The organism is Nostoc commune NIES-4072, from assembly GCF_003113895.1.
GTDB lineage: Bacteria > Cyanobacteriota > Cyanobacteriia > Cyanobacteriales > Nostocaceae > Nostoc > Nostoc commune.
In genome coordinates, this window is sequence record NZ_BDUD01000001.1 from 2,627,009 (window position 1) to 2,638,240 (window position 11,232).

An 11,232-nucleotide genomic window follows, 5' to 3' on the forward strand; every position below is an offset into this window, starting at 1 on the left:
TAGGGAATAGGACTTGGGGACAAGGAGAATTGGGGACAAGGGGAAAGACTCGTTGCAAGTTTTCTCACTCAAATCACCTTGTCACCTTGTCCCCTTGTCCCCCCTACCTCCCCTGCTCCCCCTGCTCCCTCATCCCCCACTCGCCTCGCCACTCCCCAGTCCCTAGTCCCCAATCCCCACATTTGTATAAACAAGACTAAATACCTCTAAAGAAGTAAGCAATTATGGCGATGGAAAAATTGCCAAGCTGAAACAAAATAATATAAGGAATTTAACATCATCCGCAAAGAGAAGGACTACAATCAAAACGGACAAATGTTTCATGCTCCAACAAAAGAGGATTACAAAGCTATGTCCGACTTAAATCGCGGAATTATGAAATTTGAGGGTGCAGATTCCCCAAAAGTAGTCACTATCTCTACCGTGTTACTTCTGGGATCGATCGCTGCTCTCATAATCTGGGCGCTGCAAGCAGCCTATGCGCTAAACTAAAACCATTAGTAGCTTAGAAGGACACTTGTCTTAAACGGTTGCCGTCGTAGCCAAGTGTCCATTCAGCAACTAATAAAAAAAACCTCTAATCATCATCTTATCATCAAAAATTTTAGAAAAACTTTAGATTTTAGATTTAAGGTTTTAGATGGAAAATTTAAATCTAAAGTCCAAAATCCAGAATGTTTGAACCTTGGGGTGTCTTAGTTATTTTAATTGCCTGCCCCCTCTTGGGCGGATTACCCCTGATTGCATGGATCACTTACGCGCTTACGGGCAAAAAATTATCAGAAGTTGGTACAAAAAACATTAGTGTATCAGCTGCCTTTTATCATGGCGGTAGGTTTGTAGGAATTCTGGCAGTCTTGTCAGAAGCTTTGAAAGGAGTTGCAGCAGTCTTACTCACCCGTGTTTTCTTCCCAGAAGGATCGTTTTGGGAATTAATCGCCCTAATCGCTTTGGTAATAGGTAGATACTGGATAGGCAGAGGGGCTGGTACAACAAATGTTGTCTGGGGATTTTTTGTACACGATCCACTGGTGGCAATATTTGTATCCTTCTTTGCAGGTATTAGCTTTACAATTCTGCAATCGAGAAAGGTAGTAAAATTTGGGGTTTTACTTCTCTTTCCTCTGTTTGTGATGATTCTGCACCTTGGCGATTATCCCAGAATACTTGCTGCTGTCGCTTTAGCTGGTTTAATGGGCTGGATTTATACTAAAATTCCTGATGATATGAATCTGCCAGCCCAAGAGGCACAAACTGAATCTCTTGCGATGTTGGAATTTTTACGCGGCGATGTCTACGACGGGCTACGCCAACGCGCGATGGTTTCTTTAGATGAAGAGTTGGATGCTGCCATTGTTGGAGAAAAGGCGGCTACATTATCTCAAATTAAGCGCTGGGGTTATCCAGTCCCGAAAGGATGGGTACTGGCCCCAATCGACGATCCCCAAATGTTGACAGAATTTCTCCAGCCATCAGAGTTATCTCCCCTGGTGGTGCGTTCTTCTGCCATTGGAGAAGATTCATTTCACGCTTCTGCGGCTGGACAGTATGAAACAGTTTTGAATGTTACCAGTCCAGAGGCATTACAATCAGCGATCGCTCAAGTTCAAGCTTCCTACAATCATCCGTCTGCTGTGCAATATCGGCGCGATCGCGGCCTAAATGATACAGCAATGGCTGTGTTGATTCAACAACAAGTCCAAAGTGTATATTCTGGTGTAGCTTTCAGCCGCGATCCCATTACCCAGCAAGGTGATGCAATCATCATTGAAGCCCTTTCAGGTAGTCCGACGCAAGTCGTTTCGGGAAAAGTCACACCAGAACAATATCGCGCTTTTGTGATTGAAACAGAAAATTCTTCTTCTGTGCAATTAGAGGGTGAAGGAAGAGTCCCCCAAGCATTAATTAAGCAAGTTGCATACTTAGCTTATCGACTCGAAAAACGTTATCATGGCACTCCTCAAGATATCGAATGGAGTTACGACGGTCAAACACTCTGGGTGTTGCAATCTCGACCGATCACCACTCTACTACCAATCTGGACACGCAAAATCGCCGCCGAAGTGATTCCCGGAGTAATTCACCCCTTAACATGGTCGATTAATCGTCCCTTAACTTGTGGAGTTTGGGGAGACTTTTTTACTCTAGTTTTGGGCGATCGCGCTTTAGGGTTAGATTTCACGGAAACAGCAACTCTCCATTATTCTAGAGCCTACTTTAATGCATCCCTCTTAGGAGATATTTTTATCCGCATGGGATTGCCGCCGGAAAGTTTGGAATTTTTAACCAGAGGAGCTAAATTAAGTAAACCATCCTTGCAGTCAACTTGGGAGAATTTACCAGGACTAGGAAAGTTGCTGAGGCGGGAATTAAGTTTAGAAAAAGACTTCAAGGAAGATTATCACAAACGCTTCATTCCTGGTTTGTCGCAGTTGGCACAAGAAGATATAGATAACTTGGAACCAGCCAAACTGCTAATAAGAATTGACTTTATTCTAGAGTTGCTACGTCATGGGACATATTACAGTATTTTAGCTCCCTTAAGTGCTGCCGTGCGGCAAGCGATTTTTCGGGTGAAGGATGGGCAAATTGATAATAGCGTTACTCCAGAGATAGCGGCATTGCGATCGCTCAGTGCCTTAGCAACAGATGCCAAACAAGTATTGCTTGAGTTTGAACCACAGCACGTATTTGAACAATTAAAGCAAACCCCAGAGGGAGAAAAGATCCTGCGAGAATTTGACGAATTACTTCAGGATTACGGCTATTTGAGTGAAGTGGGAACAGATATTTCCGTTCCTACTTGGCGGGAAAATCCCCAGATAATTAAGCAGATGTTTGTGCAGTTAATGCAGGGTAATGAACCGCAATCAGGCGCTAAAGACGCAATTAATAGCATTTTTGCTGGTAAGCGCAAACGTGGATTTGTGCAACGGCGTGTAGATATCAAGGGACGAGTTACCGAAGTTTATTCACGGCTTTTGGCTGAATTGCGTTGGAGTTTTGTAGCTTTAGAGAAGATTTGGTTAAAGTCCGGCTTACTTAAGAAAACAGGAGATATCTTTTTTCTAGAGTTTGATGAAGTGCGGCGTTTAATTGCGGGTAATGATTCTAGGTTAATTGAGGAGTTAGATGAGTTAGTGGAATCGAGGCGATCGCAATTTGTCCAAGATAGCGAGATTATTCAAATACCCCTTTTAGTTTACGGTAATACACCCCCTCACCCCTTAGCTCCCTCTGCACTCTACTCCGATCAAATTTTACAAGGGATTGGAGCCAGTCAGGGACAAGCTGAAGGCAGGGTAAAGGTGTTGCGAAACTTACAAGATGTGCCAGAAATTGATCGAGATACGATTCTGGTAGTACCTTACACAGATTCCGGCTGGGCCCCATTGTTATTAAGGGCTGGAGGATTAATTGCCGAAGCTGGTGGACGGCTTTCTCATGGTGCGATCGTTGCTCGTGAGTATGGAATTCCCGCAGTCATGGATGTTCGAGGTGCTACATGGCTACTGCAAGATGGTCAACGGGTAAGGATTGATGGTTCTAGGGGTATTGTGGAATTATCTAACGATTTAAGACCAGAATGATTACCACTTCTCTGAAAAACTTGCCAGAAGAATCTGTTTCTCACAATGCCGAAATCAAGAAAAAGGTGATGCTACGCTTCGGCGATTTGCCTCACCTAACTAACTTTTCTCAAGCACGTTTTGCTCCCGGACAAACTGCACCAGCACACGCGCATCAAGATATGTGCGAAGTATTCTTTGTAGAAGCGGGTTCAGGAGTAATTCACATTGATGGTACAGAATACCCCCTGCTTCCAGGGAACTGCGTAGCTATAGAACCGGGAGAAATACATGAAGTTGTCAACAGTGGCTCAACTGAGCTTGTTTTGACCTACTTTGGTTTGCGAGTGGAAAAATCAGCGTAATTATTTTTAATACAACATAACAGTGAGGGCATAACAATAGACCTCTTGCAAAAGTGCTTTTTGCACTCTTGGGGAAAAGGGTAATGGTTTTAGGGGAAGGGGAAGGGGACAATACAGAATTTTTTCCCCTTCCCCCTTCACCTTTTCCCTGGACATTGCAAAAGAACGCCTTTGGAGTCGAAGGAACTGATTTTACAGAAACTACTAGTGAACAACTGGGCCGCTTACAGGCAATGAGATAATTGATGACCTTTTTGAATTGGAACAAAGCAACTTGACTTGTGTAAAACCGAGAGCGAATGGGAGCTTTATTCCTGCTCTGATTCAATAATTCGTGGGAAAAAATAACCACTACCTCTTGCTGTGATAATGAATTCTGGGTTATTCGGATCGGATTCTATCTTTGTCCGCAATCGTGAAATATGCACATCTACCACACGGGTGTCTGTATTCATCTCTGGTACAAAACCCCACAATTGCTGTAATATTTCTAACCGTGAAAAAATCTTTCCTGAATGATTCACTAACAACTCTAATAAGCTAAACTCCACACCTGTCAACCGAATATGCTGCTCATTTTTATGGACTTGCCGCTTACTTGTATCAATTTTGAGATTGCTCACATGGATTATCCCAGAGTTAGGAATAACGTTGACATTAGTTTTGTGAGAGCGCCGTTTTAGTATGCAGGCAATTCTAGCTTCTAGTTCCTTGGGTGAGAAAGGTTTCGCCATATAGTCATCAGCACCTAGCTCCAGCCCAGTGACCCGATCTGCTACATCTCCTAAAGCTGTGAGCATGATTATTGGTACATTTGACTCTTTCCGCAATTCTTGGCAAACACCGTACCCATCAAGCTTTGGCATCATCACATCCAAAACTATTAAGTCAGGAGTTTCTCGACGAAAAACTAATAGAGCCTCTTCGCCATCGCTTGCCTGGACTACATCGTAGCCAATCATTAAGAGCCGCGTTTGTAAAATCCGGCGGATACTAGCTTCGTCATCTACTACAAGGATTTTTCCTTTCTCACCTGATAAGTTTCTCAACGCTGTTCCTCCACGGCGAGAACCTTCAACCATTTATTATCTGCTTATTAGGAGCCAAAAGCGCAAAACAGTATTAACGTACTGTCATGATCAAGAAGCGATCGCTACTCATTCCAATCAACAGCGCTCCATCCACACAAGCGAGACACCACTGCGGAAACTTCGCCAACAGCTTTTAATCACGAAATGTTAAGCAATATTTCGCCTATATATTTTCCCTGTTAGTTATCGCTAGAAACACACTTAAAACGGGAATAATTAACCGCGCTTGCATCCCCACCCACAAGGGGATGGGGTTTTACGCGCGATCAATAAAAAATTGGCGTTAAATTACGATAAACCAATAAAGGTTTGTTACATTGCGCCTCAATAATATGACTATACCAATCTGAGTTAACTTAATTTTCGCCCCTTGAAGATTTGAACGCTTAAATGCGTCCGCAATAAATGATGGGCAAGTACATTATCCACTGACGGTACACCATCAAATAATCTTCCTTAAGAGGAAAACTTAGCGACAGCAAAATTACCATTACTGCTGTTGAAGTTCGAGAATTAACCGAGCAAAGCAAAGCGATAAGCCTGACGGCATGGCTACGCTTAGGGACTTGCATTTGGAACGCAAGGTGGAGAGGGCGTTTTTTGAAGCGGGGAAGGCTTTGATGGAACTCTGCGATGGGCTACGCCCCACCGTAGGCGATCGCCAACTGTACCGCTCTACGCATTAAACCTTCGAGGAATATTGCCGCGAACGCTTTGGTTACAGCCGCCGACAACCCTATCTATTAATGGATGCAGCAGTGATATTTGAGAACTTAAAGCAAAAATGTGATCCATTGGATCACATTTTGCTTACTTATTACAAGTTATCAATGACAGATTATCTTCTTCTTCTATCTAATAAATTAACCGCAGCACCAGCAGCAGCACCATTGACACCATTTTTCCAGGTAGTTCTACAACCACCAGAAATTGCACCTGCCAATACACCAGCACCAGCACCTACACCGATATCTTGAACAGGTAAACGTCCGTTTCTTCTTCTAGCTCTGGTGCGTCTTGCACCATTGGCAGCATTAACAGCAGCACCAGCAGCAGCACCTTTAAAAGCATTGTCTAATACCGAACCACAATTTGTTAAAACCCCACTTAATACACCTGCCCCGGCTCCAATGGCTGCATTATTAAGAACTCGGTCATCAGCAGAAGCAGGTTGAACCGGGATTAAACTATTACCAGCTAAAGTAGCAGCCATCAGACCAGGTAGGAATGCGCGTTTTAGCATGTTTTGCATGGTAGTACCCTCTAAAAACCTTACGATTGGTAAATAACCAAATTTCAGTGCGATCGCTACTCCTTGTATTTCTGATTTTAGACAATATTTACACCATAGTAATATTATCTAAAATAAGGATATTTGGATAATTGCACACACTAAAACGTAATTTTAGCCCAAAGCTTGTTGTATTTACTGAGTAGACAATAATTAAACTGACACATTAACTAAAAAACAGTGAACCAAAAAGTTTTTCCTCAAAGAGCGATGTCTGCGGCGGGCTGCGCCTACGCTAAAATATTTATAGCTAATAAATAGACATCTGGTGAAAATGATTGTAGAGACGTTGCATTGCAACGTCTCTACAAGGGTTTCAGGTAACGCATAATTAATTTCTGGAGATGTCTATAGTAAATACCGTTATATAATACTATTCACCTCAAGTTTTGTGTTTTACGCAAAAAACGAATAATTTTGAAGTTGTCATTACAGAGTTTAGAAGTAACCGCAAAGCAAGCACAAGTAGTACCGCATCATAGAGAGCATCCGCGACTTTGAGCTTCTTCTTTGGCGGGACACAGGATATGGTTGCTAGTAATAGGGTGCTAAGAAGGCAAATCTGGGGATGGAGGAAGTAGCGTAGGCGCAGCCCGTCGTAGACATCGCTCTCAAACGGGGCGTAGACATCACCCAAACCATTGAACCTGCTGCAAGAACATCGATTGCCTATTGAACGACCTGTATTTGAACCTATTTCATTTATCACTTGAAGATAGAGCAATGAATTTGAATTTTTTTATCGCTTTTAAACATAAAGCAATTACTAGTATTCATAAAAATTCCATCTAGCTTTTGATTTTATTTTCTTATAATCACTTCAAATAATAAGTTTATCCATATAGCAATACATATTAGAGATAAAGTAGATATCAGAATTTTAGGAATAGGCTTTTGATGAAGCTTTGGCGGTAATGATTTAGTAAGGATTGTTTTAGGCGACCAAAAATGTTCATTAAAATCGTAGTAACTCATTTCTATTTTTCCAGGAATTTAGTGAAAATAAGTATCAAGCAAAATCCGTAATAGGAATACGTTTGACAAAAATTTTGAATTTTCCAAGAATGATGGTATGATTTCGCCCTGAACTTGAACTTGATGTACCTGGCTCATTATTGTCAAACAAAGAACACAATTGCGTATTATCTAACCCAGCAAGTTGTGAACCAAGCTTGAAGTAACTTTTGGTTCTAAGTTCTAAATGGTTTTTAACCATTTTCTTTGTTCAAACACAGCATAAAAAACCGTAACATTATTAAAACAGAATTCAGGAGTCAGGAGCCAGAATGGGCTAAACCTTAGCTATCCGCTAACAGAATTGAATTCTGTGTGACTGGCATATTAGTGGGAAATCTGGCGCGAAGATTTGGTTTGGAAGCTTTTGTGTTAGAGAAGCTACTGGCTTTGACAAATGGAAATTTTAACTAATACCTTCAAAGTTATCCTTAAATCAATTATAAATTACAATTATTCAGAAATTGCAAAATATGTTGAGATGTAATTTGGGGTTGTTCAATTTGGGGCGCATGGCCGCAATTCTTAAGCTTTATTAATTGAGATTTTGCAATGGATTGCTGAAATTTTTTTGCATCTTCAGGTGGGAGCATATCATCAGCTTCTCCCCATAAAATCAGTGTTGGTTTGTCAACTTGGGCAATTCTATTTGCCAAGTTGCAATAACCCCCGGTTTTGACATAAGAAATCATGGCATCATGCCAACCAGGCATTTCCTGATGTAACATGGCACACTGAATAGCCAAAAGTAGCTTGGTATCTAAATTAGGTAAGTTACTACATAAATTTAATGCCAAGATGTGGCGTTGACGTAGATATTCTACAGCCAAAAAGTCAAAAGGAGGAAACAAGTATTTGCTAAAGACGGGAGCGCAAGTGTAACCTAAACTATTAATCAATACTAGTGATTTTACAACTTGAGGGTAAGTGAGAGTAAAATCAATTGCAGTTGCACCCCCCATTGATGCACCTACTAGTATTATCGGTCTGTTGATTAAAGTTTTCCAAAAATCGTAAAGATGAATTTGGATTGTAATTGGACTATAATTTATTTCTTTTTGCCTTTGTGTGAAACCAAAACCTAACAAATCTACAGCCCATGTTTCATTTTGAGTAGCAAGTAATGGCAACAGAAGACGGAACTCTAGGATGGAACTATCGAAGCCGTGTAGCAGCAGAATTGGTGTGCCTTTACTACCTTTGTGAATGTAGGTTGTCAAGATTGGATGTTGGCTTAAGGTGGTTGCAAGGGCAATTCTCTCAATACTTTGGAGAAAAGCGATCGCTTTTGGGTCTGTTAGTTGATTAACTTGTGATGGTAGAAAATTAGAAAACACTGGTGTTCAAAGCTTTAATCAAATTTGTAACTGAAACGGAACCAGAAATATTATAAGAATTACTGTAGGAAAAAAATAGCTAATCTAAAAGTCGTGTTGAGTATTTATTATTGTTAGTTTGTTTACACTTGGAGCGATCGCACAAGTTAAAGATAAAAAAACAAGAAAACAACTCTAATGCTCTGGTTCGAGTTGCTGTTGGAAGTAAGTTCGCAAGCTATCTGCCAAAGCTGGAACCTGAACAGCGCGGCGCACTAAATTTTCATCGGCTTCACGCACGTAGATTTGCACAATATCGGCAACTGTGACATTGTTTTCATCCCGACTCACCAGTTCAATCTCATCCCCTGCACCAATTTCACCTTCAATTCCAAAATGTCAATGCCTGCTGCCAATCCATCCAAATACTCTTCTACACTCACTCCTAAGTTTTCAATTTCCGACATGGGTATAATTAGTTTTTTGTTTGATTTTTATATTCAAGCATCTCTCACGTAGCTATCTCACAGTTAAATTATCCAATTTTTGGACTTCACCACGACTTTGCCTCCCCTTGCTTGTCCCTTAAATATGTTCTTGTTGGGGGCGTAAGCTGTTAATCGTAGCGGTCAAAACTAGGACAATTGCCAAAACTAACACGGTATTTCTGAGTATTGAGTTATTCGAGTGTTTGAGTGCGATCGCCACTAATGCCCAAAGTATTACTCCTGTATAAGCGATGTCTCGACGCTGGATAACTATAACTCCTGCAACTGCTGTTGCTATAAATGCCATGACAAGAGTCCAGATTACAGCAGAAATCCCCCAACCGTTCCACCCATGAAAAGACAAGGCACACGCTACGTTGACAATAGTCGCTACGCTAATCCAGCCTAGATAAGTGCTGATTGGAAAGTGAATACACCATTTTTTTAGCCGAGGTACACGCGATTTGCCAATTTCTAATCGCAAATAAACACCAATCAGGGGCAACAGAATCAAGAGCATTGCAATTACAGAAAGAGCAAAAAGCCGAGACAAAAACAGATACACCCAGATACTTTGAGCAACACAAGCAATAACCAATAGATAACCTGTTTTACGTAAATCAGGCTGATCTCGTTGGTCAGGTAGAGCTTGGTATACCCCAAAAGCAAACAACCCAAGGTAAATCAGCCCCCAGATAGCAAAGGCGTAATTGGCAGGGATAATCAGGACATTTTTAAACAAAGTATTGGAAATTTCCCCTATGCTGAGTCCATTAAGTGGAAAAATATTCGATACTACGTTGATAATGAAAGCACCGAAAATTGCAGCCAAAGTAACAAGCTGCCGCCAAAAATCCCGGTAATTGCCTCTTGTGGACTGCTGCATAGGATGTTAATTCATATCTTTTGTGCTTTTAGCTTACATCTGAAAAAGAGCGACGCGTATAAACCACAGGCATATCGAGCAAGTCAATGAGAAGCCAGAGCGATCGCTCTCTACTTACCTTAAATTCCTTTCAAGGCATTGCACCGGATAACCCCAGCCACAGCCTGATATTTCCTCTAAGAAAATTAGATAGTACACAAGGCAAGCTACGCATATTACAGCCAGCAGATGCTAAATTCAACTTGTGGCAAGACTTTGAACTATTTAACCTAGTTGTTAAAAATTATTCATCATGAGCTTCAAAACAGTAGTCTTCTATGGTTCCTACAGGAGCGATCGCCAGGGCATTAAAGCTGCCAGATTCATGATTGATCAGCTTAATCAAAGAAACCATGAGGTGATTTTTGCAGATGCAAAGGAGTATGACTTTGGCATCTTAGACCGGATGTATAAGGAGTATGGCAAAGGTCAGGCTCCTGCAAAGATGGAAGAGCTAGCAGAGCATATCCGAACAGCAGACGGTTTTGTAGTTGTTGCGGGAGAGTATAACCATTCCATTCAGCCAGGGTTGAGCAACCTGATGGCTCACTATCTAGAAGAATACTTTTTCCGTCCGGCTGGTATTGTTTCCTACTCAGTTAGTAGCTTTGGAGGAGTGCGGGCAGCTATACAATTACGCGCTTTTCTGTCAGAGATGGGAATGCCTACTATTTCAAGTATTTTTGCCATTTCTAAAATTGGGGAGTCTCTTTCTGAAGCAGGTGCTTCACGGGAGGCGGCTTTGACGAAGAGAGTTGGTCAATTTTTGGATGAATTAGAGTGGTACGAAGAAGCTTTGCTTCGACAAAGAAAAGAAAAAGGAAACCCGTTCTAATCAAGTCAGATTGGAGACAGGGGGCAGGGAAAGTGGTGGTGAAGTCCAGAAATTGGATAATTTATTTTTTGGAGTTCCCTAGTAAGAATTATTTAAGCGATCGCTTTTGTATGTAATAAACTTTGATCTCACTTCCATTCCTCTCTCCTTTTAGGCTACCGTGTACACACAAGTCGAATTTTTTCTTAAATCCCAAAGATTACCTACTTAATCGCAGTGATGGTTAGGGTGGGGTAAAACTAAAGCTAAAACCTTAGTAAATCAGGTTTGGGGTGAGGTTTTGAGAATTTATGCAATAAATATATTGAATTCGGGTGGTCGTTTATTGAATTCGGGTG

General features: G+C 41.4%; 11 protein-coding genes. 6 read left to right on the top strand and 5 right to left on the bottom strand.

The window, feature by feature from the left end; genetic code table 11:
• Nucleotides 1–674: 674 nt before the first annotated feature.
• The 3 genes from CDC33_RS11560 (at nt 675) to CDC33_RS38605 (ending at nt 4,176) form a co-directional block, all read left to right on the top strand.
• Complete coding sequence (locus CDC33_RS11560) at nt 675–3,590, top strand: glycerol-3-phosphate acyltransferase (RefSeq protein WP_109008606.1); 2,916 nt, start codon at nt 675–677, stop codon at nt 3,588–3,590.
• Nucleotides 3,587–3,934: a cupin domain-containing protein gene (locus tag CDC33_RS11565; RefSeq protein WP_109008607.1), complete on the top strand. Its 348-nt coding sequence runs from the start codon at nt 3,587–3,589 to the stop codon at nt 3,932–3,934. The genes CDC33_RS11560 and CDC33_RS11565 overlap by 4 nt, the downstream gene beginning before the upstream one ends.
• 83 nt (nt 3,935–4,017) lie before the next feature.
• On the top strand, nt 4,018–4,176 hold the full coding sequence (locus CDC33_RS38605) for a hypothetical protein (RefSeq protein ID WP_181373973.1): 159 nt from the start codon (nt 4,018–4,020) through the stop codon (nt 4,174–4,176).
• A gap of 66 nt (nt 4,177–4,242) precedes the next feature.
• On the opposite strand, the gene rpaB is transcribed toward CDC33_RS38605, so the two are convergent.
• Nucleotides 4,243–5,016: a response regulator transcription factor RpaB gene (gene rpaB / locus CDC33_RS11570; RefSeq protein WP_109008608.1), complete on the bottom strand. Its 774-nt coding sequence runs from the start codon at nt 5,014–5,016 to the stop codon at nt 4,243–4,245.
• A gap of 557 nt (nt 5,017–5,573) precedes the next feature.
• Here rpaB and CDC33_RS39805 point away from each other — a divergent pair.
• Nucleotides 5,574–5,711, top strand: coding sequence for a hypothetical protein (locus CDC33_RS39805; protein WP_219930012.1), 138 nt, complete (start codon nt 5,574–5,576; stop codon nt 5,709–5,711).
• A 152-nt stretch (nt 5,712–5,863) separates the two neighbouring features.
• On the opposite strand, the gene CDC33_RS11580 is transcribed toward CDC33_RS39805, so the two are convergent.
• From CDC33_RS11580 to CDC33_RS11600, 4 genes are all read right to left on the bottom strand, one after another.
• Nucleotides 5,864–6,277 carry a hypothetical protein gene (locus CDC33_RS11580; protein WP_109008609.1) on the bottom strand — a complete coding sequence of 138 codons (414 nt, stop codon included), beginning with the start codon at nt 6,275–6,277 and terminating at the stop codon, nt 5,864–5,866.
• Nucleotides 6,278–7,770: 1,493 nt separating this feature from the next.
• Nucleotides 7,771–8,667: an alpha/beta fold hydrolase gene (locus CDC33_RS11590; RefSeq protein WP_181373974.1), complete on the bottom strand. Its 897-nt coding sequence runs from the start codon at nt 8,665–8,667 to the stop codon at nt 7,771–7,773.
• A 174-nt stretch (nt 8,668–8,841) separates the two neighbouring features.
• Entirely contained in the window at nt 8,842–8,997 is a 156-nt protein-coding gene (locus tag CDC33_RS11595) for a 3-alpha domain-containing protein (protein ID WP_244919201.1), read from the bottom strand.
• Nucleotides 8,998–9,231: 234 nt separating this feature from the next.
• Nucleotides 9,232–10,020 (bottom strand): TspO-related membrane protein, encoded by a 789-nt coding sequence (locus CDC33_RS11600; protein ID WP_109008611.1) that lies wholly within the window; start codon nt 10,018–10,020, stop codon nt 9,232–9,234.
• Between the two features lie 86 nt (nt 10,021–10,106).
• On the opposite strand from CDC33_RS11600, the gene CDC33_RS11605 reads away from it, so the two are divergent.
• Entirely contained in the window at nt 10,107–10,316 is a 210-nt protein-coding gene (locus tag CDC33_RS11605; RefSeq protein WP_109008612.1) for a hypothetical protein, read from the top strand.
• On the top strand, nt 10,313–10,894 hold the full coding sequence (locus CDC33_RS11610) for an NADPH-dependent FMN reductase (RefSeq protein WP_109008613.1): 582 nt from the start codon (nt 10,313–10,315) through the stop codon (nt 10,892–10,894). The genes CDC33_RS11605 and CDC33_RS11610 overlap by 4 nt, the downstream gene beginning before the upstream one ends.
• The last annotated feature ends 338 nt before the right edge of the window (nt 10,895–11,232 follow it).